The organism is Pseudomonas sp. B10(2017), from assembly GCF_002113295.1.
Lineage (GTDB): Bacteria > Pseudomonadota > Gammaproteobacteria > Pseudomonadales > Pseudomonadaceae > Aquipseudomonas > Aquipseudomonas pudica.
Window position 1 is genome coordinate 257,282 of sequence record NZ_NEJU01000002.1, and the last position, 22,530, is coordinate 279,811.

Here is a 22,530-nt window from a genome sequence, read left to right on the forward strand (position 1 = left end):
AGAATCCTAACCGCTGATCCCGCTAAAGGCTCATTGGCAAAGCTCATGCTTTTGATTGGTTTTGGCTATAACCGAGGATAATTAATAGAAGGGAATGGGCTGAGCAAAGGATTGCGGGGGCATTCAAGGGCCCCATTGCCGGCAAGCCAGCTCCCACAGGTACAGCGCAGGTCTCTGGACTTGTGCGATACCTGTGGAGCTGGCTTGCCGGCGATGGGGCCAGTGGCGTCAGCGGGTGACCGTGCGCATGGTCACGAACTCTTCGGCCGCGGTCGGGTGCACGCCAATGGTTTCGTCGAACTGTTGCTTGGTCGCACCGGCCTTCAGGGCAATGCCCAGGCCCTGGATGATCTCGCCGGCGTCGGGGCCAACCATGTGGCAACCCAGTACCTTGTCAGTCTCGGCATCGACCACCAGCTTCATCAGGGTCTTTTCCTGGATGTCGGTCAGGGTCAGTTTCATCGCACGGAAGCGGCTCTCGAATACCTGTACCCTGTGCCCGGCCTCCAGCGCCTGCTCCTCGGTCAGGCCCACGGTGCCGATCGGCGGCTGGCTGAATACTGCGGTGGGGATGTTCTGGTAGTCCACAGGGCGGTATTGCTCGGGCTTGAACAGGCGCCGGGCCACGGCCATGCCTTCGGCCAGAGCCACCGGAGTGAGTTGCACGCGGCCAATCACGTCGCCAATGGCCAGGATCGACGGCGCGGTGGTCTGGTACTGCTGGTCAACACGAATGTAACCCCGTGCGTCCAGCTCGACGCCGGTGTTTTCCAGGCCCAGGTTGTCCAGCATCGGGCGCCGGCCGGTGGCATAGAACACGCAATCGGTGACCAGCTCGCGCCCATCCTTGAGGGTGGCCTTGAGGCTGCCGTCCTCGAGCTTGTCGATGCGCTGGATGTCGGCGTTGAACTGCAGGTCGAGCCCGCGCTTTTCCAGTTCTTCCTTCAGGTGCGTGCGTACCGAACCGTCGAAGCCACGCAGGAACAGGTCGCCACGGTACAGCAGCGTGGTAGCCGCCCCCAGGCCCTGGAAGATGCCAGCGAACTCGACCGCGATATAGCCACCGCCCACCACCAGCACTCGGCGTGGCAGGTCCTTGAGGTAGAAGGCTTCGTTGGAGGTGATGGCCAGTTCCTTGCCCGGAATGTCCGGCACCTGTGGCCAGCCACCGGTGGCGATTAGGATGTGCTCGGCGGTGTAGCGCTGGCCGTCCACTTCCACTTCGTTGGCACCGGTCAGACGCGCATGCCCCTGCAGCAAGGTGACCCCGCTGTTGACCAGCAGGTTGCGGTAGATGCCGTTGAGGCGCTCGATTTCCCGGTTCTTGTTGGCAATCAGGGTGCCCCAGTCGAAATGCCCTTCTTCCAGGGTCCAGCCGAAGCCTGCGGCCTGCTCCAGTTCGTCGGCGACATGTGCCCCGTACACCAGCAGTTTTTTCGGCACGCAGCCGACGTTGACACAGGTACCGCCCAGGTAGCGGCTCTCGGCCACTGCCACCTTTGCCCCGAAGCCGGCGGCAAACCGCGCCGCGCGTACACCGCCGGACCCGGCACCAATCACGAACAGATCAAAATCGTAGGCCATGTATTCACTCTCCTAGGCAGGCGCCCAGCATAACGCACTGGGGCCGCTTTGCGCCCCTTCGCGGGCCCGCCCGCTCCCACAGTACCGGCGCAACCTTGAAGGTCTGCACAATACCTGTAGGAGCGGGCGAGCCCGCGAAGGGGCGCAAAGCGGCCCCAGTCTCAAGCAACTAGCGGCTTGTCAGTAAGCCTTGCCAGTCTTGTAGTAGTTCTCGAAGCAGAAGTTGGTCGCGTCGATGTAGCCTTCGGCACCACCGCAGTCGAAACGCTTGCCCTTGAACTTGTAGGCGATCACGCAGCCGTTCTGCGCCTGTTGCATCAGGGCGTCGGTGATCTGGATCTCGCCGCCTTTGCCCGGCTCGGTGTTGGCGATGATGTCGAAGATGTCCGGGGTCAGGATGTAGCGACCGATGATCGCCAGGTTCGACGGGGCATCTTCCGGCTTTGGCTTCTCGACCATGTTGGTGACGCGGAAAATGTCGTCACGGATCATGTCGCCGGCGATCACGCCGTACTTGTTGGTTTCCTGCGGATCGACTTCCTGGATGGCGACGATCGAGCAACGGAACTGGTTATACAGCTTGACCATCTGGGTCAGTACGCCGTCACCTTCCGGGTTCACGCACAGGTCGTCCGCCAGCACCACGGCGAAAGGCTCGTCACCGATCAGCGGGCGGCCGGTCAGGATGGCGTGGCCCAGGCCTTTCATTTCGGTCTGGCGGGTGTAGGAGAACGAGCACTCGTCGAGCAGGCGACGGATACCAACCAGGTATTTTTCCTTGTCGGTGCCCTTGATCTGGTTTTCCAGCTCATAGCTGATGTCGAAGTGGTCTTCCAGAGCACGCTTGCCGCGCCCGGTGACGATGGAGATCTCGTTCAGACCGGCATCCAGTGCCTCTTCAACGCCATACTGGATCAGTGGCTTGTTGACCACCGGCAGCATTTCCTTGGGCATGGCTTTGGTAGCGGGCAGGAAGCGGGTGCCGTAACCGGCTGCCGGGAACAAGCATTTCTTGATCATATACGTCCTTAAAAAAGGCTAGGCCTGTGGAATTCGGCGCAGTCTAATCAGGCGGCAGTCACCTTACAATGCCCCACCTGTGGCCGATCGATGGGAAGATAGAGATAACCCAGTGTAGATAGTTCCGGGGGATCGTAAATATTGCTGTCATCCACGACAGCTGGATGACAGCAAATGGGGGTGCCTGTATTGGCCTGGCAGGCAATCAGCTACCGGTGCCCTGCCCGATCAGCACCCCATCGACCTTCTGCCCATACAGGTTCACCCCATCGTTGGCATGGAACTTCACCCGCGTTTTCTCGATGGAGCCTTCCACCAGACGCGGATCCTGCGGCCTTTCATGGCGGTTGACCCAGGCCGCCACGTCCCAGGCCTGCTGGTCACTCAGGCTGCCCGGCTTGCCCAGCGGCATGTTGTACTTGATGAACGACGCCGCAGTGTTGATGCGGTGCATGCCAGCGCCCCAGTTGTAGGAGTCCTTGCCCCACAGCGGCGGCATCACATACTCGCCCGCCACCTTCTGCCCTTCGCCGTTGTCGCCGTGGCAAATCGCACACTGCTCACGATAAACCTGCTGGCCGCGCTTGAAGTCGTATCCGCCCTTGGGCTGCGGCACCTCCGGGTAGCCACGCCCGGCAATCTCCACGCCGGTCGGCGCCTTGGTCGACAGCCAGTATGAATACACCGCCAACGCCGTCATCTGCGGGCTGTCGGCCGCAGGCGGCTTGCCGTTCATGCTGAACTGGAAGCAGCCCTGGATACGCTCGGCGTAGGTGTTGACCTTGTCGTTTTTCTTGCGGTAGGCGGGGTACATCGGGTACGCCCCCCACATCGGCGCGGAATGCGCCAGCCGCCCCTGGTCAAGGTGGCAGTTGCTGCAGTTCATGCCATTGCCCACGGCCTCGGGCATCAACCTGCGGGTGTCGACGAACAAGGCATGCCCCTCACGCACCATCTTGCCAAAGGCATTGTCAGGCAACTCGCTTTCCGCTGGCGGCACGAACTGCGGCGCGGCCTGCACGCCAGGCACTTTCAACTGCGACTGGTCTTCCATGGCGATCTGGGCGGCCTGGGCGCTGCCCATGGCCAGCAGCAACAGGGCTGGAATCATCGGTTTCATGGCTTGACCTCCTGGCTGGCGGGGCGGGCGAAGAACTCGGCAACAGCCTTGATCTCGTCATCGGTCATGGCCTTTGCCACACCGACCATCAGCTGGTTGGGGTCATTGCTGCGGGTGCCGTCACGCCAGGCATTGAGCTGCGCCACCAGGTAACTGGCGGGCTGGCCGGCCAGGGGCGGAAAGTGTTCGCCAACCCCGCCACCACCCGGGCCATGGCATTGCACGCAACCAGGAATCTGTCGGCTCCAGTCACCGTACAGGGCCATGCGGGTGGTGGGGTCATCGGCAATCTGCTGGCGACGCAGGTCGCTTGCAGGGTCTGCCGGCAGGCTGGCCAGATAGGTGCTGACAGCCTTGATCTCATCCTCGCTCAGGGCCTTGGCAAGCGGCTCCATCACCGGCTGCTTGCGGCTGCCGCTGCGCCAATCATGCAATTGCTTGCTGAGGTAAGCGGCCGGCAGCCCGGCCAGGCGTGGGAAGCCGGCAGCGGCAATGCCCTTGCCGTCCGGGCCATGGCAACCCAGGCAAGCCATGGCGGCGGGGTTGGCCCCGCCCTGGGTGAAGACTTTCTGGCCATCGGCGGCATGCGCCGCGGGCCAGGCCAGGATCAGCAGGCTGCCGATCACGACGCGTCTCAACGGTGTCATCACGAATCTCCTTTTCTATTGTTATATGCTTAGGCCTAAAACATATAAGCAAAAGGAGCGTGATCAGTTGCGCTGGATCAACTCCCGGAGATGCATTGGGTGGCTGCGGTGCGCACGTCGCCCAGGCGCAGCGGGAAGTTGTTCAGCCGCTCGTGCAGCTTGATGCTGCTGCCGCTGCCACGCTTGTCTATATCCACCAGCGCCGCCGGGCCCACGCCCGAGCTGATCTTCTGTGGCACGATCAGCCGCAGGCCATCGCCGCGCTGCTCTTCCACCAGCGGGTCGCGGGTATCGGCCAGCTTCTGCTTGACGCAATCGGCATACGCGCGCGGGGACTTGCCGGAGATCACATCCAGCGTTTCACGCGACTGTTCCAGTTCGGTAACACTCACACAGCCACCCAGCGTCACCGCCAACGCCGCCACCATCCACTTCATTTGCAGCACCTCTGCCTTCAAGAATCCGCTTCGACCACAGCCAGGCCGTTTTGCTCCCTGCTTTGGCAGATTTATCTACGCCTGGCGGAACAGCGCGGCAGTGTAACTCGACATCGTGGTATCTTTCGCGTTTGCAGAACCAATCCTTGCGGAGCATCACATGAAATTCGTACACCAGCGCGAGCACCTGAACGAGGACGACATTGTCGTCATCGAGTGTTCCCAGCGCTGCAATATCCGCCTGATGAACGACGCCAACTTCCGCAGCTTCAAGAACGGCGGCCGTCACACCTACCACGGTGGCCATTTCGACAAGTTCCCGGCGAAGATCACCGTGCCCAGCACCGGTTTCTGGAACATCACCATCGATACCGTGACAACCCGCCCGATCTCGGTCACCCGCAAGCCAACCTTGACCCACAAGATCAAGATCGTCCGTCGTTCATCATCGAAACTCAGATAAGGCCACCATGACCCAGACCACCAAGTACGTCATCAAGTACAAACTCGACGGCCAGCGCCGCTGGGACTTCGCGCTGATGCCCGACGCTTCCCTCGAACAAGCCCTGGAAGCCCTGCGCAAGATTCACGGCGAAGACGCCGAGAAGATCAGCGACATCCAGGTCAGCAAAGCCTTGTAAGCCCCCGCCGCTCGCCCGCGCAAGGAGAATCGCATGAGCCACTGGCCCGACCGCCGCATCCTCGACCTGCTGGGCATCGAGTTGCCAATTCTGCAGGCCCCCATGGCCGGTGCGACGGGCTCGGGCATGGCCATTGCCGTCGGCCTGGCGGGCGGTTTGGGCGCCCTGCCCTGCGCCATGCTCACGGGCGACCAGGTGCGCGCCGAGATCGCCGCCTTCCGCGCCGGCTGCCCAGGCCGCCCGTTGAACCTGAACTTCTTCTGCCACCAGCCGCCTGCGCCCGATGCCGAGCGCGATGCACGCTGGAAGCAGGCGCTCGAGCCCTATTACAACGAAGTGGGTGCCGACTTCGCGGCGCCCACGCCGGTGTCCAACCGCGCGCCTTTCGACGAACAGAGCTGCCAGCTGGTCGAGCAACTGCGCCCGGAGGTGGTGAGCTTCCACTTCGGCCTGCCTCAGGCCGACCTGCTGCAACGGGTGAAGGCCAGTGGTGCCAAGGTGCTGTCCAGCGCCACCACCGTAGAAGAAGCAGAGTGGCTGGAGCTCCACGGCTGTGATGCGATCATTGCCATGGGCTATGAAGCGGGCGGCCATCGCGGCATGTTCCTCAGCGACGATATCACCAGCCAGATCGGTACCTTCGCCCTGGTGCCGCAGGTGGCCGATGCGGTCAGCGTGCCGGTGATTGCCGCCGGCGGCATTGCTGACCACCGCGGCCTGTTGGCGGCACTGGCCTTGGGGGCTTCGGCCGTGCAGATCGGCACGGCTTACCTGTTCTGCCCCGAGGCCAAGGTCTCGCCGGCGCATCGCCTGGCCCTGGACAGCGCGTCTGCCAGCGACACGGCGCTGACCAACCTGTTCACCGGCCGACCGGCGCGTGGCATCAACAACCGCATCATGCGTGAGCTGGGGCCAATGAGCGACCTGGCACCGCGCTTCCCGCTGGCCGGTGGGGCATTGATGCCTTTGCGGGCGATTACGGATCCGCAAGGCAACAGCGATTTCAGCAACCTGTGGTCGGGGCAGGCGTTGCGGCTGGGCAGGCATATGCCGGCGGGTGCGTTGACCCGAGAGATTGCCGAAAAGGCGCTGGCCGTAGTCGGCCGCCAGGCGTTTGCATAAGCAGGTCTGGCCTCATCGCGGGTGAACCCGCTCCCACAATTCGAATATTGGAGCGCCCCTGTAGGAGTGGGCAAGCCCGCGAAGGGCCGGACCTGCCCATGCATCATCCTGCCCCCTTTCCGGCCCATGGCCTATCGCTATATAGTTCAGGCTATAACGATAACTCCCAAGGAACTGTCTTCATGCGTATCCGCCCGTCCCACCTGGCTGCCACCGCCCTGGCCAGCCTGCTCGCCTTCAACAATGCCTGGGCCGATGAAGTCCAGGTCGCGGTCGCAGCGAACTTCACAGCGCCGATCCAGGCCATTGCCAAGAACTTCGAAAAAGACACCGGCCACAAGCTGGTCGCCGCCTATGGCGCCACCGGCCAGTTCTACACGCAAATCAAGAACGGGGCGCCGTTCGAGGTATTCCTGGCTGCCGACGACAGCACCCCGGCCAAGCTCGAGCAGGAAAAGGCCATTGTTCCGGGCTCGCGCTTCACCTACGCCATCGGCACCCTGGCCCTGTGGTCGGCCACGCCCGGCTATGTCGACGCCAACGGCGAAGTGCTGAAGAAGAACCAGTTCAAGCACCTGTCCATCGCCAACCCGAAAACCGCTCCCTACGGCCTGGCCGCCACCCAGGTGCTGGACAAGCTGAAACTGACCGAAACCACCAAGCGCAAGCTGGTCGAAGGGCAGAACATCACCCAGGCGTTCCAGTTCGTCTCCACCGGTAATGCCGAGCTGGGCTTTGTCGCCCTGTCGCAAATCTACAAGGATGGCAAGGTCGAAAGCGGGTCGGCCTGGATCGTGCCCTCGTCCCTGCACGAGCCCATCCGCCAGGACGCGGTAATCCTCGAAAAAGGCAAGGACAACCCCGCCGCCAAGGCCCTGGTCGACTACCTGAAGGGCCCGAAAGCCGCGGCGGTGATCAAATCCTACGGTTATGAAATCTGATGCCACTGGATGCCAGTGACCTGGGTGCCATCTGGCTGACCGTGAAACTGGCCAGCCTGACTACCCTGATCCTGCTGATCGTCGGCACGCCCATCGCCTGGTGGCTGGCGCGCACGCGCTCGTGGCTGCGCGGGCCGGTTGGCGCGGTAGTGGCCTTGCCGTTGGTGCTGCCACCCACGGTGATCGGTTTCTACCTGCTGATCGCCCTCGGCCCGCATGGCTGGCTGGGCCAGGCGACCCAGGCGCTGGGCCTGGGCAGCGTGGTGTTCAGTTTCACAGGCCTGGTGATCGGCTCGGTGATCTACTCCATGCCGTTCGTGGTCCAGCCGCTGCAGAATGCCTTTGGCGCAATTGGCCAGCGGCCGCTGGAAGTGGCTGCCACATTGCGCGCCAGCCCCTGGGACACCTTCGTCCACGTGGTGCTGCCGTTGGCCCGCCCGGGCTTCATAACCGCCAGCATCCTCGGTTTCGCCCACACGGTGGGCGAGTTCGGCGTGGTGTTGATGATCGGCGGCAACATCCCCGACAAGACACGCGTGGTCTCGGTGCAGATCTTCGACCATGTCGAAGCCATGGCCTATTCGCAAGCGCACTGGCTGGCCGGTGCCATGCTGGTATTCTCGTTCCTGGTGCTGCTCCTGCTGTACGCTGGACGCCGCGGCAAGGCTGGCTGGAGCTGATATGAGCGCATCGATTGTGGCGCGCCTGAAACTGGCGCGCGACGACTTCACCCTGGACGTCGACCTGCACCTGCCCGGCCGCGGCATCAGTGCGTTGTTCGGCCACTCCGGTTCTGGCAAGACCAGCTGCCTGCGTTGCCTGGCCGGGCTGGAGCGGGCCGCCAGCGCCTACATCGAAGTCAACGGCGAAATCTGGGAAGACAGCGCCCGGGGCTTCTTCCAGGCACCGCACCTGCGCCCGGTGGGCTATGTGTTCCAGGAGGCCAGCCTGTTCCCGCACCTGTCGGTACGCGGCAACCTGGAGTTCGGCTGGCGGCGGGTGGCCGCCGCCGAGCGCAAGGTCAGCCTCGACCAGGCCTGCCAGTTGCTGGGTATCGGCCACTTGCTGGCACGTCGGCCGGCGACCTTGTCCGGTGGCGAGGCGCAGCGGGTGGGCATTGCCCGCGCCCTGCTCAGCAGCCCGCGCCTGCTGTTGATGGACGAGCCGCTGGCTGCCCTCGACGGGCCGCGCAAGCGCGAGATCCTGCCCTACCTGGAACGCCTGCACGACGAACTGGACATCCCGCTGGTGTATGTCAGCCATGCCCAGGAGGAAGTGGTGCGGCTGGCCGACTACCTGGTGTTGCTGGAGCAAGGCCAGGCAGTGGCCAGCGGCCCGATCGGCGAAACCCTGGCCCGTCTCGACCTGTCGCTGGCCGAGGGCGAGGATGCCGGCGTGGTGTTCGAGGGCCTGGTGGTGGGGTATGACCCGCACTACGAACTACTCGACCTGCGCCTGTCCGGCAATGACGGGCCGCTACTGCGCATCGCCCACCCGGCCCAGGTGGTGGGCAGCACCTTGCGCGTCAAGGTACAGGCACGTGACGTCAGCCTGGCCCTGGCAGCCGACAGCACTTCAAGCATCCTCAACCGCCTGCCGGTGCGCGTGCGCGAAAGCCGCCCGGCCGCCAACCGGGCCCATGTACTGGTCAGCCTGGATGCCGGCGGCAACGCCCTGCTAGCGCGCATCACCCGCTTTTCGGCAGACCAGCTCGGCCTGCACCCGGGCCAGGTGCTGTTTGCGCAGATCAAATCGGTGGCGTTGCTAGGCTGAGCATCGGCCCCGTCGCTGGTGTCCATTGATCAGTGACCTGATCGAGGCCTGCCAGCCATGCTTGACTGCCCCCTTCCACGCACCCTGCACTACGTCGACGATAGCCAGCCAGGCCTGACCCGGCGGCGCTGGCGGGGCCGCTTCATCTACCTGGATGCCGACGGCCAGCGGGTACGCGACAGCGATACTCTCGCCCGCATCGCTGCACTGGTAATCCCACCGGCCTATACCGAGGTGTGGATCTGCGCCGACCCGCAAGGCCACCTGCAGGCGACAGGTCGCGATGCCCGTGGCCGAAAGCAGTACCGCTACCATGCGCAGTGGCGCGAAGTACGCGACCAGCACAAGTACGGGCGCATGCTGGCGTTTGCCCAGGCCCTGCCGAAACTGCGTGCACAGCTGCACGCCCACCTTGCCCGGCCGGGCCTGGACCGGGAAAAGGTGATGGCGCTGGTGGTCAGCCTGCTGGACCACACCCTGATCCGGATCGGTAACCAGCGCTACCTGCGTGACAACCAGTCCTATGGACTGACCACCCTGCGCAACCGTCATGTCGAGGTGAAAGGCAGCAGCATCCGCTTCCAGTTCCGCGGCAAGCGTGGCGTCGAGCACAGCGTCAGCCTCAACGATCGGCGCCTGGCCAACCTGCTCAAGCGCTGCATGGAGCTGCCCGGGCAAGCGCTGTTTCAGTACCTGGACGACGACGGCCAGCGTCACAGTGTCGGCTCCAGCGAGGTCAACCAGTTTCTGCAGCAGCTGACCGGTGCCGACTTCACCGCCAAGGACTACCGCACCTGGGCCGGAAGCAGCCTGGCCCTGGCCCTGCTCAGGCCCTTGGCCTGGGAGCCCGAGAGCGAAGCCAAACGCCAGGTTGCCGCCATCGTCCGCCAGGTCGCATCACGCTTGGGCAATACACCGGCAGTTTGCAGGCGCTGCTACATTCACCCGGCGGTACTTGAACACTATGCCCTTGGGCGCCTGGCCAACTTGCCGAAGAACCGTGTACGCAAAGGTCTGGACCGTGAAGAGGTGGCCTTGCTGTTGTTTCTTCAGGCACTCGAGGAACAGGATGACCATTAACCCGGTCTATTCAGACCATGATGCGAAGAAATTTCCCATTGGCCGCCAAGCACCCTATTCTTGCCACCGAGCACCTTGGCCGACAAACCGCTGGCGGTTTGCTTCGGCACCTGCGACTGAAGACACGCAACAGAATTTGTCTGTCGGGGAATTACTATCCGCCGAAAGCGTCTTTAATGAGAAGGAAGAGGGACAAGCTCCCGCCGCCGTGGCAACTAGCCCGACGGACTTTTACATCACCAAGGAGAACTACATGCTGATACTCACCCGCAAGGTTGGCGAAAGCATCGTCATCAACGATGACATCAAAGTCACCATTCTGGGCGTCAAAGGGATGCAGGTGAGGATCGGGATCGATGCACCGAAAGATGTCCAGGTCCATCGCGAAGAGATCTTCAAGCGTATCCAGGCCGGCAGCCCCGCGCCGGAAAAGCACGACGACTCGCACTGAGCGACCTGCCTCAAGCCGCACGGACGCGCTTGATCGCCCCACGCCTCAGGTGCCCAGCAGTTCGTGCACCTTGGCGATCATACAGTCCATGTCGAACGGTTTGTCGAACACCGCGGCGAACAGTTGCGGGCATCCCTGGTTGGCCTGCGCGCCACTCATGAGGATGACCGGCAACTTGCTCAAGGCAGGGTCTTCACGCATCGAGCGCACCAATTCCTCACCGTTGAGCACCGGCATCATGTAGTCGGTGATGACCAGCTGAACGCGCTTTTCCTTCAGTGCCTCCAGCGCCTTGCGGCCGTTGCTCGCCTTTTCCACCAGAAAACCTTCGTCCTCCAGGGCGTAACCGAGGATGTCGGCAATCAGGTACTCGTCATCGACGATCAGGATGGTGTTCATCGCCCGCCCCGTCACCCGCCCCCCTGCGGCACCGGCGTTCCCGAGAGCACACCGCAGGCGCCTTCGAACGCCTTGCGCAGGGTAATGCCCTGCGGCCCGATCAGCAGCTCGTGCAAGGCAGGGTCATGGTGGCTGTCACGCACCTTCAGGATCGACAGCATGCGCCGCAGCTGCGAATCCAACTCGACGAAGCGCATCAGCATCAGGTTGTCGACGATACTCGACAGGTCCGGGGCCGGAGCGCTGATTTCCGCTCCGAAGATGTCGCGCATTTCCCAAGTCAGCATCACGCTGACATTGCGCGCGCGCAGCTCGCCAACCAGGGCGCGGAAAAACGCATTGAGCCGCGCCGGGTCGGTGGCCAGGCGGCTGAACGCCCCCAGGCTGTCGATCAGCACACGCTTGCTGCCTTGCGCTGCGACCCGCTCGAGCAGACGTGCACCGACCTGGTCCAGCAGGCCCTCGGTGGTCGGCTGCCAGCACAGCTGCAGGCTGCCACCCTGCTCCATGGCTGCAAAATCGTAACCCAGCGACGAAGCCTTGATTCGCAGGCGTTCCGGCGTTTCGTAGAAGCCGAAATGCAGCCCCGGCGCCTGTGGGCTACTGGCGCCGAGAAAGGCAAGGCCCAATGACGTCTTGCCAATACCCGAAGGCCCGATCAGCAAGCTGACCGAGCCCGTGGCCAGCCCGCCACCGAGCATTTCATCCAGGGTCTCCACCCCGCTACCGACGCGCTCCAGTGTGGCGCTGCCCATATGGCTGGGGTGGCTGAACAGCGACTCCAGGCGCGGGTATACGTGCATGCCATCTCCATCGATGAGACATTCATGGCGCCCCGACAACGCCGCACTGCCCCGCGTCTTGCGCAGCTGGATATGGCGCACGGCGCGGCTACCGAACAGTTGCTCGCCCAGTTCGATAACACCGTCGACCATGGTGTGCTCCGGGCTGCCTTCTTCCAGCCGGGCGCTGGTCAGCAGCAGCACGGTACAACCGGCAAAGGCCGCATGGCCCTGTAGTTCGGAGACGAACTTCTTGGTGTCCAGCGCGGTTTCCGCACGCACCCGGGCATTGAGCACGCCATCGACAATCAGCAGGCTGGCCTGCTGACGGGCGATTTCCTGGCGCAGCAGCCGTACCACGGCGTCCAGGCCTTCCTGCTCCAGAGCATCGAAGGCACTGACGAACTGGATCGGGTCGCCGACCAGCGCCGGGTCGAAGAACTCCAGAGTCGCCAGGTACTGGAACAGCCGCTCGTGCGACTCGCTCAGCAAGGTCGCCACCAGCACCCTGCCACCGCCGCGCACATGCCCGCAGGCCAGCTGGTTGGCGAGGATGGTCTTGCCCGCCCCCGGCGGGCCCTGGATGATGTAGGACGCGCCAGCCACCAGGCCACCCTGGAGCAACGCATCGAGCCCATCGATCCCCGTCACCAGCCGCCTGAGTGCCTGTGCCATGGTGTTCTACCTGTCGAGTTGGCTTTCCGTCCGCTGATAGATTGGCAAGTAAAGCTGCATGCAAGTTCCCCGGCCGGGCTCACTGTCGACGCAAATGGCACCACCGCTCTGCCTGGCAAAACCATACACCTGGCTAAGGCCCAGGCCAGTCCCCTTGCCAAAGGGCTTTGTAGTGAAAAACGGTTCGAAGATCCGCGGCAGCACCGCTGGCGCGATGCCCTCACCGCTGTCTTCCACCTCGAAACGCACAAACCCGCCGTGCAGGCCTTCCACCTCGCCGGCCAGTTCGACCACATCGACGGTCAACCCGATCCGGCCCTGCCCCGGGATGGCATCGCGAGCATTGAACAACAGATTGAGCAGCACCATCTGCAATTGACCGGCATCCACCTCGATCAGGGGCAGGTCCGGTTGCAACACCACCTCCAGGTCAATCGAACCAGGCAGCGCATGCTCCAGTAGGCCACGGGTGGCGGCAATAAGGTTCGCCGGGGCGACGCAAGCCACATCAAGCTTGCGGTGGCGGGCAAAGCTGAGCAACTGCTGGGTCAGTTCGGTGCCCCGCTGCCCTGCATCCAGAATATGCTGCAGCATGCGCTGGGCGCGTACCGGGTCCTGGGTGGTCAGCGCCAGGCGCGCCGAGCTGATGATGATGGTCAGCAGGTTGTTGAAGTCATGTGCCAGGCCACCGGTCAACTGGCCGAGGGCCTCCAGCTTCTGCGCCTGGAACAGCTGAGCGCGCACCGCATCCAGTTGCAGCGCCGACTCGCGCCGGTCGGTGATGTCCCGGGTCACCTTGGCCAGGCCGACGACCTGGCCCTGGTCATCGCGGATCACATCCAGCGCGGCCAGCGCCCAGAACTGCGTGCCATCCTTACGTACACGCCAGCCTTCATCCTGCGCCACGCCCTGCTCCAGCGCCTGGCGCAGCAAGCGCTCCGGGCGGCCTTCGGTACAATCCTGCGGGGTGAAGAACAACGAGAAATGCTTGCCGATCACTTCATCGGCACGATACCCCTTGATGCGTTGCGCACCTGCGTTCCACGACACCACATGGCCGGACGGGTCGAGCATGTAGATGGCGTAATCCACTACCGACTGAACCAGCTGTTCATAGCGGTGTGCAGGCATGACGGGGTGGTCGAGACAATCAGCTGAAACCATGCGAGCTCCACCGGTACGGCAGGACGGAAGATAGGGCGAGGTTCAACGCTGTGGCTCAACCAGCACCGGGCTGATGCGCCGCGGCATCGCCACTTTCAGCAGCCACAGGCCAACCAGCAGGATAAACCCGCCACCGGCCAGGGCCATCAGCCGCTGCGATTGAGGGTGTTCTGCATCGAGCCCCAGCAGCAGCAGGTAACCGCCAAGACTGATCAGGCTGAGGTAGAGAAACGCCCCCAACACGACTACCAGCACGAACAACAGTCGCCAGAACAGCCGCGGGCGCACGATACGCTCGGAAGCACTGGACTGAATCATCACCACACTCTTGGATCCAATAGAGGGCAACAGTGGCGTAATGACAGCAAGGTGTCAATTGCCCATCCGATCGACCCTTCATTCTGTTGATCATAGGCGCTGTGGTTGACTCAACTATAACAATGGGTTATAAAGCGCGCTTGATTGCGAAGCCCTTCTGCTTAGAAGCGAGCTGGTCGTTACGACCCCTTCATGCGTGCGAGTGTGGTGGAATTGGTATACACAGCAGACTTAAAATCTGTCGGCGTGAGCCTTGCGGGTTCGAGTCCCGCCACTCGCACCAAATTCCTTGCGAAGGCGCCCTTGCGGCGCCTTTTTGCTGCCCGCCGGCAATCCTTTGCGCAGCTGCTAGAGTGGTGCTTGTACCCGCCCACTGGAACGCCGCCATGCGCTACTCCCTTTTCGATGGTCAACGCGACATCCTTATCCTGATTGCCCGCGTGCTGCTGGTGATCCTGTTCGTCTTGTCTGGCTGGGGCAAGCTGACCGGGTTCGAAGGCACGGTCGGCTACATGACTTCACTGGGCGCCCCTGCCCCCATGCTGGCAGCGGCAGTTGCCGTGCTCATGGAGTTCGTCGTCGGCATCCTGCTGATCCTCGGTTTCTACACCCGACCGCTGGCCTTCCTGCTTGCGCTTTTCGTACTGGGTACGGCGCTGCTGGGCCACCCGTTCTGGAACATGGTCGACCCTGAGCGCAGCGCCAACATGACCCAGTTCCTGAAAAACCTCAGCATCATGGGTGGCCTGCTGATGCTGGCAGTGAGCGGCCCAGGGCGTTTTTCGGTAGACGGGCGCTGAGTCAGTCGTCTTCGCAGTCATCGAACCAGGCTGGGTGATCGCGCTCCTCGTCATCGAGGTCATCCAGCGTTTCCTCGTCCTCCTCGACCTCATCCTCGGCGCCCTGGGCATCCGCTTCTGGCTCCGAATCGTCGTAGAGGAATTCGTGGTCAAGCAGGTGATCGTGCTCGGGTTCGTGCAAGTCGTCTTCGTCGTGCATGCTGGCTCCTGGGCTGGTGGCAGGCTTGTATAGGCTGATCGGCTGCGCAGGTCAATGCGTTACCGCTTAATGCTCGGTTAACCGGCCGGGTCCACTCTGCTGGCTCTCCCTTCAAACGTTGCTTGCCCGCCTCCCATGGCGGGCTTTTTTATCCCCTTGGGTTTTCCCTTCGTCCAGCCTTGGCAAATCACAGTGAACTGCGCCCATGCTGGCCAGGCTCGCAAATGATGCAGGACCTGTCGTTTTTCAAGGAGAAAGCCCATGGCTGTATATATCGACAACCTCATCATCACCACCCCCGTGCCGAAGTCCGCGACCAACCCGGTAGCCCTGGAGTTGACCGGTGCCCAGGCGCTGGCGACCCTGCCCGATGTCATCGCCCGCCTGAGCGACGGCTCGATCCGCATGACCGCCCCCACCAAGGGCGCATCCAGCAAGAGTACCCACCGTACCCGCTGCGAGTGGAAGGAGCCGGCGTACTGGGCGCTGAACAGCGGCGCCCGGCACCGCAATTACCAGACCATGACACTGCAGAAAGTGAACTTTGCGCAAAAGGTGGTGATTGCCCAGATGCACGTCAAAGACGACGACAACCCGCCCATCAAGGTGTTCTGGAACAAGGGCAAGATCACCGTGGGCTTCCGGACCGACTTCAACCAGACGGCCACGAGCAGCAGCACGGTGCTGGCCGACGTACCGCTCGGCGCCCGTTTCGATGTGAGCATCGACGTGACGAACAACGGCGCCTGCACGGTCAGTGCAAGCTGCAACGGCCGTATTGGCAGCACATCGCCCCTGCAATTGGGTGCGACCTGGGCAACGCGCACGCTCAACTTCCATGGTGGGGTATACAACCAGGTGGACTACACCGCCGACACGCCTGCCGAGGACGGTTCGGTGTGCGTCATCAGCCAACTGGAACTGAGCCATGCATGACAAGCTCATGACCTGACCTTCACGAAATACTGACATCCGGGTGGGCACACTGGCCCTGCTCCGTATGTTCTTGCAGCCCGCCGCATTATTGCCGCGGGCTTTTCTTTTTGTGGCGAGCCTTACGCAGAACCCTGTAGGAGCGGCCTTTTGTCGCGATGGGCTGCAAAGCAGCCCCAACAACTTATGCGCCACCGCTGAAATCCCGGGGCCGCTCTGCGGCCCTTTCGCGACACAAGGCCGCTCCTGCAAGTGCCCGCGCAGGGCAGGTACCTGCTGCGTCCAAGCCTCCCACCCAAGACCATGACCTGAAGCAGCTTTACCCCACCAGGCGAGGGCTATGCTAACCCCGCCGATATCATTCAGATAGACACGGAGGCTCCTATGAAAGCTGCTGTTGTTGCACCAGGCCGTCGCGTGGATGTGGTGGAGAAAACCCTGCGCCCCCTCGAGCACGGGGAAGCGCTGCTGAAGATGCAATGCTGCGGTGTCTGCCACACCGACCTGCACGTGAAAAATGGCGACTTCGGTGACAAGACCGGTGTGGTGCTAGGCCACGAAGGCATCGGTGTGGTCCAGGAAATTGGACCAGGCGTCACCTCGCTCAAGCCGGGCGACCGCGCCAGCGTGGCCTGGTTCTACCAGGGCTGCGGGCATTGCGAGTATTGCACCAGCGGCAACGAAACCCTGTGCCGCGAGGTGAAGAACTCCGGCTACACCGTGGACGGCGGCATGGCCGAAGCCTGCATCGTCAAGGCCGACTACTCGGTAAAAGTGCCCGACGGGCTCGACTCCGCTGCCGCCAGCAGCATTACCTGCGCTGGCGTGACCACCTACAAGGCGGTGAAGATCTCCAACATCCGCCCCGGCCAATGGATCGCCATCTACGGCCTCGGCGGCCTGGGCAACCTTGCCCTGCAATATGCCAAGAACGTCTTCAACGCCAAAGTGATCGCCATCGACGTCAACGAAGAGCAACTGCGCTTCGCCAGCGAGATGGGCGCTGACCTGGTCATAAACTCACGCACCGAGGATGCCGCCAAGGTCATCCAGGCCAAGACCGGTGGCGCCCATGCCGCCGTGGTTACCGCCGTTGCCAAGGCTGCCTTCAACTCGGCGGTTGATGCCCTGCGTGCGGGGGGCCGCCTGGTTGCGGTCGGCCTGCCGTCGGAAGCGATGAACCTGAACATTCCTCGCCTGGTGCTGGACGGTATCGAAGTGATCGGCTCGCTGGTCGGTACCCGGCAGGACCTGCAGGAAGCTTTCCAGTTTGCGGCGGAAGGGAAAGTGGTGCCGAAGGTGACCCCACGGCCGATCGAGGATATCAACCAGATCTTCGAAGAAATGCTGGAGGGCAAGATCAAAGGGCGGATGGTGATTCAGTTCGAAGGGTGATGGCTCAAGTGCGCTGGCTGTTGGCGCAGCGCACGCTACCCTGTTGCATTCAAGCGCAGGCGGTCAGAATGGCTTCCGGCCCCTTGTAAAACGAACCAATGGGCATGTCTTGGGCTCTGGTTTCGGGTAAGCGCTATGCTTCATATACGGTTTTTATCCAAGTCGTGGCTTGCAGTTGCTTCGCAAGCAGAAACCGGCTAGCACATCGGGGTCAACATATGAGCATCCGCAGCTTGGCGAAAAACCTCCCGCCCGACCCGGGCAATGACGGCTGGGTACTTGGCTGGGGCGTGCTGAGAGACCGGCATCCTTGGCATTTCGTCGATGTGTTTGCCGACCAGAACACGGCCAGGGCCGAGGCGGAGCGCCGCGGGGTTGGCTATGTTGTGGAGTTCGGCTCGCACCGCCTGGGATCGGATGAATTCGTTTGCGGGATATCCCCGCCTGAAGGCTAGCGTGTACCGGGTTCATTTCCGGTCTGAACACTGGCCAGCCGGCACACTACAGCACCTCCTTGTCTTCACATGTCCGTGAACCGCCGCCGCGTCAGGAACAGTACTACGCCCAACGGCACAGCTAGCAACATCAGCAGCTCCAAGTCAAAACCCAGGAACTGCTGCTGGCCGACGTTGAAGATCCCGATCAAGCCTGCTGCAAGTAGTACCAAACCCAGCCACTTGCGCAGCAGGTATGGTTTTAGAAACTGAACGAGGATCGCGCCCAGAATCATCAAGGCGACCGTTTGCAGGATGTAGGGCATGTGAATTCCTCAGACCTTGATGACCAGCGTCACGCCAGAGTGCTGTGGGCCAATCCCGCCATGGACCTCTCCCTCGATACTGATCAGCACATCACCTGCATGCAAGCTAGGCAACGCCCCTTTCAAGTACCAGTTCATACCTGCCGTCACGACTGCACCCGAAGCCCAGCCAATGACCGGGCCTCCCAACCCCCCCACCTTCCCGGCAACACCACCTGAGGCCGCAGCAACCCCCTTTGCGACGTTGCCTCGCACGGTGTTGATGGCGTCAGCCTGCTGCCGGGTCAGGGGATTGGAAATGCGGACTGTCAGCAGACATGGCAAATTTCGGGCCTGCATCCGGTCGTACATATCGACGACCATGCTGTTGACTTGATAATGGGCGCGTTTCGCTTCACCAAAGTGCAGCTCACGCAGGCGGCCTCGATCGCTTTCCATAAGTGTGATTTTCGAGAGGCTGAAGACGATCCCTTCATCCGTTTTGTACTGCGTGGTCGTCTCCACCTTCATGCGCGTATCCATTCGTGCAAAAGAGGGGATTTTCTACAAGCGATGGGCGGGATGCAAATGGTCTTTTGGTGGGTTCTTTCTGCTACGGATCGAAAGCAGCCTTCGAGCTAAGCCATGAAGCCAACAATTTGATAGATCTGCGAAATCGATGTGACCAGACATGAACATCTGGCCGATGCTTAGCAACATCGGCCGACATGCCCAAGTCGGCGTTACCCCTTGGTCAGATCAACCAATGGCGTCTGCCGCACCTCGGTTTCGCGCCCTCCTTGTATCTCGCCAACCTGCTTCAAGGCCTTGTCCACTGCAACCTTGTCCGCCAACAAGCTGTAGCTGATGTGGAACTGCCTGTGTTCCTTCGGTCCGATTGTCGGCACCAGGTTCAGTGGCCGCTGGTAACGGCGGTTGTAGGAAAAACTCGTTCCCGGCTCGAGCCCGGTCACATAGCCCTGACCTTGGGTATCGGTATTTTTCCACAGCGAGAATACAGGCAGCGTCCGAGTATTGAAGCCGACCGAAACGCCCAGATTGCCAGCTTTGTCATGCAACACGGCCAGTGTATTGCCTTGGGCATCGGCATACGGCACCACGTTATAAACCGTTTCGTCATAGTCCTTGGTGGGCGCTCGGTAGGTTTGCCAATCGGCCAGATCTTCCCTTGCCTTGTCGTTGAACGGCGACACCTGTTGCACTGGCGCGGCAAACCGAGCGCCCTGCTCCAGAAACGGTGTACTGAAGTTACTGTGATACAGCGCCTGGTATTCCTTCGGATAATCGCCGTTGTTGGTCAGGGTGTCGTTGAGGGCGAACATCACGCTGCCCGGTTCGGTGACCAATTCGGTCACGACGGAGAAGTCGACCTTCTTGAACGCCTGCTCTTTCAGTTCGCCACGCAGGCTGATGGCGTACGGTGGTTTCTCATCGATGTGTAGGGTGACTTTGTTCGCAGGTATGTTGGCAGCCCTACCATGCAGGGTCAGCAGTTCCCCATTGTCGACGCCTGGGTGGCCGACCCATTCGTAACCGCAGCGGGCGACCAGTTCGTTGAAGCCCTCCAGCCAGCCAAGGCCATTGCGCCCATTGAGCTCGATGAAGGACGGGTTGACCACTTCCTTGACCGGCGAATCCCAGCCCATGCGCACATTACCGACCGACGCCTGCAAGACGTTCATTCCACGGGTCGGCACTACCGAAAGTTTCATCGTACCGTTATCGATGTCGACGATACTGACACCCTCTTGCCGGCCTCCGTGCAAAGTGCGCAAGGTAACGCTGAAGGGCTTGTCGGTTTTTACGCCAAGTTGCTGGCTGCTGATCTGCCAGTTCTGGGCGGCTTTGTCGGTGTCGAGCAGAACGTAATCCCAGGCCATGGTGTGGGAGGTTGCGGACAGAGCGGCGAGAGCAACGAAGAATTTGAGAAGGGGCATGATAAGGGGCCTTTCTTGGAGTTGTTCCCCTTTATAGACACGAAGAAACGTTTCAGCAAGCTAACCAAAGAGATGCTTTCGATTGGCACGGGTTTCTTTAGCTATTTTCAGGGAGTAGCCTCGGCACAGTGAATCCTTCGAGCCCGATCAGGTTATCAACCGTGTGAAGGCATCAGAGAAACAGAAAAATTGCCAAACTCGATAGAATCTTCATTGCCATGCCAGACGGTTTCCCTGACTTGCCCTCGCTGAACGCGTTGCGTGTTTTTGAAGTGGTGGCTCGCCGCTTGAACTTCCGTGTGGCTGCCGAGGAACTGGGCGTGACCCAGGCAGCAGTTGCCCAGCAGATACGCGGATTGGAGGCGAGCCTGGATCTGCGTTTGTTTGAACGCCTGCCCCGTGGCTTGGCGTTGACCGATGCGGGCCTGGGCTATAGCGGAAGCATTCGCAGTGCGCTGGCCATGATCGACGAGGCAACACGCCTGCTTCGGCCACAGACTTCTCACCTGACAGTCAGCGTTACACCTACCTTCGCCTCGAAATGGCTGATTCCCAGGCTCGGCAATTTCGCGCAGAGTCATCCAGACATCGATTTGCGTGTGCTGGCAACCGATCGGCTGTCGCACTTCAGCAACGATGGTGTGGATATCGCTGTCCGCTATGGCAACCCCGAGTTCGGAGCGGGTTTGAATAGCGAGCTGCTGATGGAGCAGCGTATCGTTGCGGTGGCCAGCCCAAGGCTGTTCGAAGGCAACGAAATACCTGCCAGCTTTGCGCAGTTGCAGGACTTCGTCATGTTGCACGATGCCCATAATTTCTGGCCTCAGTTCCTTGCAGAGCTGTTCCCGCATCACCTGCAACCCACAGCCAGAAATCTGCGCTTCAATCAGACCTCATTGGCCATTGAAGCGGCAATAAGTGGCCAGGGCATTGCCTTGGCCAGCCCTGCGTTCGTCGGTGATGACATTGCCGCAGGTCGACTGATGCAGGTTTTTACCCAACAACTCAGGGTCGACAAGTCGTTTTATCTGGTCTGGCCACGCAAGATGAAACAGCCGGACTCATTGAGCGTGGTCCAACACTGGCTCAAGCAGCAAGCTGTCGATAGTTAATCTATCGCAATAGTAAAGTTTAGCCGTCTCCCTCACCAATGGGGCTGCTGCTAAGGTGAATGCACCTGAAAAATCAGCATTGAGAGATTGGAGGCAGCATGTCAGTAGAAAAAGTTGCGATTATCACGGCAGGTGGCAGCGGCATGGGCGCAGCTGCAGCACGACGCCTGGCCGCCGACGGCTTCAAGGTTGGGATTCTCTCCTCTTCGGGCAAGGGCGAGGCGTTGGCTGCCGAACTCGGCGGTATTGGTGTAACCGGTAGCAACCAGTCGGTTGAAGACCTGCAACGCCTGGTCGACGCTGTCGTGGAGAAGTGGGGCCGTATCGATGTGCTGGTCAATAGCGCCGGCCATGGTCCACGCGCGCCAATCCTGGAAATCAGCGACGAGGATTGGCACAAGGGTATGGATACTTACCTGCTCAATGTCATTCGCCCGACTCGCCTGGTGACGCCTTACATGCAGCGTCAGAAGAACGGAGTGATCATCAACATCTCCACTGCCTGGGCGTTCGAACCCAGCGAGCTGTTCCCGACTTCCGCGGTATTTCGCTCGGGCCTTGCCGCGTTCACCAAGATCTTCGCCGACAATTTCGCCGGCGATAACGTGCGCATAAACAACGTCCTACCTGGGTGGATCGACAGCTTGCCGAGCACCGAGCAACGCCGCGACAGCGTGCCGCTCAAGCGCTACGGCACCAGCGAAGAAATCGCTGCGACCATTGCGTTCCTTGCTAGCGAAGGCGCGGCCTACATCACCGGGCAGAACATCAGGGTCGATGGCGGCGTAACACGCAGCATTTGATAGTCCGTGGTCGCAGCGCTGCTGCGGCCTGCACCTGTGGCGAATGGACTGTGGGCAACGAGACCCGGGCGTGCATGGGGCCGGCGCCCCTGCTTCTGCCCTCTTCGAAAGGGAGGGTTGTCGTCACGGTCTCTTAAAGTGCCAGTAAGGCTTTGGTATAGCTCTCCGGGCATTGCGAAGACCTGCGCCCTTGGTGTTCGCAATGGTCCAACCGAGCAGTGCATTTGGACGCGCTATCGCTTGTAGGTGGGCTTGGCCGTGTGAGGACTGGTCCAAACGACCTTCGGCTTGCTCGCTAGCACTCCGCTGACGCCAGAAGGAACGCTTTCAATCTGGCCGCCCAGCTTGATGAACAACTCGGTCTGTTCATTCAAACGCTCATGGGCACGCTGCGTCTCGGGGGATATGGCCTGGTGCATAAAGCTACCTCAAAGTGA

28 protein-coding genes and 1 tRNA gene are annotated in these 22,530 nt (G+C 61.5%); 15 read left to right on the forward strand and 14 right to left on the reverse strand.

Translation table 11 applies throughout. From position 1 onward, the window contains the following. Positions 1-228: 228 nt before the first annotated feature. The 5 genes from gorA to CAF92_RS03800 form a co-directional block, all read right to left on the reverse strand. Positions 229-1,584, reverse strand: coding sequence for a glutathione-disulfide reductase (gene gorA, locus CAF92_RS03780; protein ID WP_085599300.1), 1,356 nt, complete (start codon positions 1,582-1,584; stop codon positions 229-231). 180 nt (positions 1,585-1,764) lie between these two features. After that, positions 1,765-2,604 carry a UTP--glucose-1-phosphate uridylyltransferase GalU gene (gene galU, locus CAF92_RS03785; protein ID WP_013973181.1) on the reverse strand — a complete coding sequence of 280 codons (840 nt, stop codon included), beginning with the start codon at positions 2,602-2,604 and terminating at the stop codon, positions 1,765-1,767. Between the two features lie 205 nt (positions 2,605-2,809). After that, positions 2,810-3,724, reverse strand: a complete 915-nt coding sequence (locus CAF92_RS03790; RefSeq protein WP_046614978.1) for a c-type cytochrome — start codon at positions 3,722-3,724, stop codon at positions 2,810-2,812. After that, positions 3,721-4,371 carry a cytochrome c gene (locus CAF92_RS03795; protein ID WP_085599302.1) on the reverse strand — a complete coding sequence of 217 codons (651 nt, stop codon included), beginning with the start codon at positions 4,369-4,371 and terminating at the stop codon, positions 3,721-3,723. Before CAF92_RS03795 ends, CAF92_RS03790 begins: the two co-directional genes overlap by 4 nt. Before the next feature lie 77 nt (positions 4,372-4,448). Next, a complete protein-coding gene (locus tag CAF92_RS03800) occupies positions 4,449-4,808 on the reverse strand; it encodes a hypothetical protein (RefSeq protein ID WP_025339668.1) in 360 nt (119 codons plus the stop codon). A 160-nt stretch (positions 4,809-4,968) separates the two neighbouring features. On the opposite strand from CAF92_RS03800, the gene CAF92_RS03805 reads away from it, so the two are divergent. The 8 genes from CAF92_RS03805 to csrA all read left to right on the forward strand — a co-directional run bounded on the left by CAF92_RS03805 (position 4,969) and on the right by csrA (position 10,816). Continuing rightward, entirely contained in the window at positions 4,969-5,271 is a 303-nt protein-coding gene (locus CAF92_RS03805) for a DUF1883 domain-containing protein (protein ID WP_004375922.1), read from the forward strand. 7 nt (positions 5,272-5,278) lie between these two features. Then, a complete protein-coding gene (locus tag CAF92_RS27410; RefSeq protein ID WP_013973186.1) occupies positions 5,279-5,449 on the forward strand; it encodes a hypothetical protein in 171 nt (56 codons plus the stop codon). Positions 5,450-5,482: 33 nt separating this feature from the next. After that, positions 5,483-6,571 carry a nitronate monooxygenase family protein gene (locus tag CAF92_RS03810; protein ID WP_085599304.1) on the forward strand — a complete coding sequence of 363 codons (1,089 nt, stop codon included), beginning with the start codon at positions 5,483-5,485 and terminating at the stop codon, positions 6,569-6,571. Between the two features lie 182 nt (positions 6,572-6,753). Next, a complete protein-coding gene (gene modA / locus CAF92_RS03815; RefSeq protein ID WP_085599306.1) occupies positions 6,754-7,512 on the forward strand; it encodes a molybdate ABC transporter substrate-binding protein in 759 nt (252 codons plus the stop codon). Beyond that, positions 7,512-8,192 carry a molybdate ABC transporter permease subunit gene (gene modB, locus CAF92_RS03820; protein WP_025339672.1) on the forward strand — a complete coding sequence of 227 codons (681 nt, stop codon included), beginning with the start codon at positions 7,512-7,514 and terminating at the stop codon, positions 8,190-8,192. Before modA ends, modB begins: the two co-directional genes overlap by 1 nt. Before the next feature lies 1 nt (position 8,193). Next, positions 8,194-9,285, forward strand: a complete 1,092-nt coding sequence (modC, locus tag CAF92_RS03825) for a molybdenum ABC transporter ATP-binding protein (RefSeq protein WP_085599308.1) — start codon at positions 8,194-8,196, stop codon at positions 9,283-9,285. A 57-nt stretch (positions 9,286-9,342) separates the two neighbouring features. Further along, the gene (locus tag CAF92_RS03830; protein WP_046614973.1) at positions 9,343-10,365 is read left to right on the forward strand and encodes a DNA topoisomerase IB; all 1,023 of its coding nucleotides are present in this window, start codon (positions 9,343-9,345) and stop codon (positions 10,363-10,365) included. Between the two features lie 253 nt (positions 10,366-10,618). Then, positions 10,619-10,816 carry a carbon storage regulator CsrA gene (gene csrA, locus CAF92_RS03835; protein ID WP_004375914.1) on the forward strand — a complete coding sequence of 66 codons (198 nt, stop codon included), beginning with the start codon at positions 10,619-10,621 and terminating at the stop codon, positions 10,814-10,816. 45 nt (positions 10,817-10,861) lie between these two features. Here the strand turns inward: csrA and CAF92_RS03840 are convergent, their stop codons facing one another. Genes CAF92_RS03840 through CAF92_RS03855 form a run of 4 tightly spaced genes read right to left on the reverse strand, consistent with a single transcriptional unit; the run spans position 10,862 to position 14,154 of the window. Further along, positions 10,862-11,215 carry a response regulator gene (locus CAF92_RS03840; RefSeq protein WP_046614972.1) on the reverse strand — a complete coding sequence of 118 codons (354 nt, stop codon included), beginning with the start codon at positions 11,213-11,215 and terminating at the stop codon, positions 10,862-10,864. An 11-nt stretch (positions 11,216-11,226) separates the two neighbouring features. Beyond that, the gene (locus CAF92_RS03845) at positions 11,227-12,672 is read right to left on the reverse strand and encodes an ATPase domain-containing protein (RefSeq protein WP_046614971.1); all 1,446 of its coding nucleotides are present in this window, start codon (positions 12,670-12,672) and stop codon (positions 11,227-11,229) included. A gap of 6 nt (positions 12,673-12,678) precedes the next feature. After that, the gene (locus CAF92_RS03850; RefSeq protein ID WP_046614970.1) at positions 12,679-13,836 is read right to left on the reverse strand and encodes a nitrogen regulation protein NR(II); all 1,158 of its coding nucleotides are present in this window, start codon (positions 13,834-13,836) and stop codon (positions 12,679-12,681) included. 42 nt (positions 13,837-13,878) lie between these two features. Next, entirely contained in the window at positions 13,879-14,154 is a 276-nt protein-coding gene (locus CAF92_RS03855; protein ID WP_046614969.1) for a hypothetical protein, read from the reverse strand. Positions 14,155-14,352: 198 nt separating this feature from the next. Here CAF92_RS03855 and CAF92_RS03860 point away from each other — a divergent pair. Continuing rightward, positions 14,353-14,437, forward strand: a tRNA-Leu gene (locus CAF92_RS03860). 103 nt (positions 14,438-14,540) lie between these two features. Continuing rightward, positions 14,541-14,954 carry a DoxX family protein gene (locus CAF92_RS03865; protein ID WP_085599310.1) on the forward strand — a complete coding sequence of 138 codons (414 nt, stop codon included), beginning with the start codon at positions 14,541-14,543 and terminating at the stop codon, positions 14,952-14,954. A gap of 1 nt (position 14,955) precedes the next feature. On the opposite strand, the gene CAF92_RS03870 is transcribed toward CAF92_RS03865, so the two are convergent. Then, positions 14,956-15,153, reverse strand: a complete 198-nt coding sequence (locus tag CAF92_RS03870; RefSeq protein WP_046614920.1) for a hypothetical protein — start codon at positions 15,151-15,153, stop codon at positions 14,956-14,958. Between the two features lie 261 nt (positions 15,154-15,414). Between CAF92_RS03870 and CAF92_RS03875 the strand changes: the two genes are divergently transcribed. The 3 genes from CAF92_RS03875 (at position 15,415) to CAF92_RS03885 (ending at position 17,936) form a co-directional block, all read left to right on the forward strand. Further along, positions 15,415-16,089 carry a polysaccharide lyase family 7 protein gene (locus tag CAF92_RS03875; protein WP_085599312.1) on the forward strand — a complete coding sequence of 225 codons (675 nt, stop codon included), beginning with the start codon at positions 15,415-15,417 and terminating at the stop codon, positions 16,087-16,089. A gap of 381 nt (positions 16,090-16,470) precedes the next feature. Further along, complete coding sequence (gene adhP / locus CAF92_RS03880; RefSeq protein WP_085599314.1) at positions 16,471-17,481, forward strand: alcohol dehydrogenase AdhP; 1,011 nt, start codon at positions 16,471-16,473, stop codon at positions 17,479-17,481. A gap of 218 nt (positions 17,482-17,699) precedes the next feature. Then, a complete protein-coding gene (locus tag CAF92_RS03885; protein ID WP_046614917.1) occupies positions 17,700-17,936 on the forward strand; it encodes a hypothetical protein in 237 nt (78 codons plus the stop codon). A 65-nt stretch (positions 17,937-18,001) separates the two neighbouring features. On the opposite strand, the gene CAF92_RS03890 is transcribed toward CAF92_RS03885, so the two are convergent. From CAF92_RS03890 to CAF92_RS03900, 3 genes are all read right to left on the reverse strand, one after another. Next, positions 18,002-18,241, reverse strand: a complete 240-nt coding sequence (locus CAF92_RS03890; RefSeq protein ID WP_085599316.1) for a hypothetical protein — start codon at positions 18,239-18,241, stop codon at positions 18,002-18,004. A gap of 9 nt (positions 18,242-18,250) precedes the next feature. After that, on the reverse strand, positions 18,251-18,751 hold the full coding sequence (locus CAF92_RS03895) for a hypothetical protein (RefSeq protein ID WP_046614915.1): 501 nt from the start codon (positions 18,749-18,751) through the stop codon (positions 18,251-18,253). Positions 18,752-18,963: 212 nt separating this feature from the next. Further along, positions 18,964-20,178, reverse strand: a complete 1,215-nt coding sequence (locus CAF92_RS03900; RefSeq protein ID WP_085599318.1) for an aldose 1-epimerase family protein — start codon at positions 20,176-20,178, stop codon at positions 18,964-18,966. Positions 20,179-20,396: 218 nt separating this feature from the next. Here CAF92_RS03900 and CAF92_RS03905 point away from each other — a divergent pair, with 218 nt between their 5' ends. Further along, positions 20,397-21,290, forward strand: coding sequence for a LysR substrate-binding domain-containing protein (locus CAF92_RS03905; protein ID WP_046614913.1), 894 nt, complete (start codon positions 20,397-20,399; stop codon positions 21,288-21,290). 98 nt (positions 21,291-21,388) lie between these two features. Continuing rightward, positions 21,389-22,093, forward strand: a complete 705-nt coding sequence (locus CAF92_RS03910; protein ID WP_085599320.1) for an SDR family oxidoreductase — start codon at positions 21,389-21,391, stop codon at positions 22,091-22,093. Between the two features lie 233 nt (positions 22,094-22,326). Here the strand turns inward: CAF92_RS03910 and CAF92_RS27775 are convergent, their stop codons facing one another. After that, positions 22,327-22,512, reverse strand: coding sequence for a hypothetical protein (locus tag CAF92_RS27775; protein WP_046614911.1), 186 nt, complete (start codon positions 22,510-22,512; stop codon positions 22,327-22,329). Between the last annotated feature and the right edge of the window lie 18 nt (positions 22,513-22,530).

Bases quoted from the DNA above. Each gene is read 5' to 3' on its own strand.
- gorA (WP_085599300.1), bottom strand. From the start codon at position 1,584: ATGGCCTACGATTTTGATCTGTTCGTGATTGGTGCCGGGTCCGGCGGT.
- galU (WP_013973181.1), bottom strand. From the start codon at position 2,604: ATGATCAAGAAATGCTTGTTCCCGGCAGCCGGTTACGGCACCCGCTTC.
- CAF92_RS03790 (WP_046614978.1), bottom strand. From the start codon at position 3,724: ATGAAACCGATGATTCCAGCCCTGTTGCTGCTGGCCATGGGCAGCGCC.
- CAF92_RS03795 (WP_085599302.1), bottom strand. From the start codon at position 4,371: ATGACACCGTTGAGACGCGTCGTGATCGGCAGCCTGCTGATCCTGGCC.
- CAF92_RS03800 (WP_025339668.1), bottom strand. From the start codon at position 4,808: ATGAAGTGGATGGTGGCGGCGTTGGCGGTGACGCTGGGTGGCTGTGTG.
- CAF92_RS03805 (WP_004375922.1), top strand. From the start codon at position 4,969: ATGAAATTCGTACACCAGCGCGAGCACCTGAACGAGGACGACATTGTC.
- CAF92_RS27410 (WP_013973186.1), top strand. From the start codon at position 5,279: ATGACCCAGACCACCAAGTACGTCATCAAGTACAAACTCGACGGCCAG.
- CAF92_RS03810 (WP_085599304.1), top strand. From the start codon at position 5,483: ATGAGCCACTGGCCCGACCGCCGCATCCTCGACCTGCTGGGCATCGAG.
- modA (WP_085599306.1), top strand. From the start codon at position 6,754: ATGCGTATCCGCCCGTCCCACCTGGCTGCCACCGCCCTGGCCAGCCTG.
- modB (WP_025339672.1), top strand. From the start codon at position 7,512: ATGCCACTGGATGCCAGTGACCTGGGTGCCATCTGGCTGACCGTGAAA.
- modC (WP_085599308.1), top strand. From the start codon at position 8,194: ATGAGCGCATCGATTGTGGCGCGCCTGAAACTGGCGCGCGACGACTTC.
- CAF92_RS03830 (WP_046614973.1), top strand. From the start codon at position 9,343: ATGCTTGACTGCCCCCTTCCACGCACCCTGCACTACGTCGACGATAGC.
- csrA (WP_004375914.1), top strand. From the start codon at position 10,619: ATGCTGATACTCACCCGCAAGGTTGGCGAAAGCATCGTCATCAACGAT.
- CAF92_RS03840 (WP_046614972.1), bottom strand. From the start codon at position 11,215: ATGAACACCATCCTGATCGTCGATGACGAGTACCTGATTGCCGACATC.
- CAF92_RS03845 (WP_046614971.1), bottom strand. From the start codon at position 12,672: ATGGCACAGGCACTCAGGCGGCTGGTGACGGGGATCGATGGGCTCGAT.
- CAF92_RS03850 (WP_046614970.1), bottom strand. From the start codon at position 13,836: ATGGTTTCAGCTGATTGTCTCGACCACCCCGTCATGCCTGCACACCGC.
- CAF92_RS03855 (WP_046614969.1), bottom strand. From the start codon at position 14,154: ATGATTCAGTCCAGTGCTTCCGAGCGTATCGTGCGCCCGCGGCTGTTC.
- CAF92_RS03865 (WP_085599310.1), top strand. From the start codon at position 14,541: ATGCGCTACTCCCTTTTCGATGGTCAACGCGACATCCTTATCCTGATT.
- CAF92_RS03870 (WP_046614920.1), bottom strand. From the start codon at position 15,153: ATGCACGACGAAGACGACTTGCACGAACCCGAGCACGATCACCTGCTT.
- CAF92_RS03875 (WP_085599312.1), top strand. From the start codon at position 15,415: ATGGCTGTATATATCGACAACCTCATCATCACCACCCCCGTGCCGAAG.
- adhP (WP_085599314.1), top strand. From the start codon at position 16,471: ATGAAAGCTGCTGTTGTTGCACCAGGCCGTCGCGTGGATGTGGTGGAG.
- CAF92_RS03885 (WP_046614917.1), top strand. From the start codon at position 17,700: ATGAGCATCCGCAGCTTGGCGAAAAACCTCCCGCCCGACCCGGGCAAT.
- CAF92_RS03890 (WP_085599316.1), bottom strand. From the start codon at position 18,241: ATGCCCTACATCCTGCAAACGGTCGCCTTGATGATTCTGGGCGCGATC.
- CAF92_RS03895 (WP_046614915.1), bottom strand. From the start codon at position 18,751: ATGAAGGTGGAGACGACCACGCAGTACAAAACGGATGAAGGGATCGTC.
- CAF92_RS03900 (WP_085599318.1), bottom strand. From the start codon at position 20,178: ATGCCCCTTCTCAAATTCTTCGTTGCTCTCGCCGCTCTGTCCGCAACC.
- CAF92_RS03905 (WP_046614913.1), top strand. From the start codon at position 20,397: ATGCCAGACGGTTTCCCTGACTTGCCCTCGCTGAACGCGTTGCGTGTT.
- CAF92_RS03910 (WP_085599320.1), top strand. From the start codon at position 21,389: ATGTCAGTAGAAAAAGTTGCGATTATCACGGCAGGTGGCAGCGGCATG.
- CAF92_RS27775 (WP_046614911.1), bottom strand. From the start codon at position 22,512: ATGCACCAGGCCATATCCCCCGAGACGCAGCGTGCCCATGAGCGTTTG.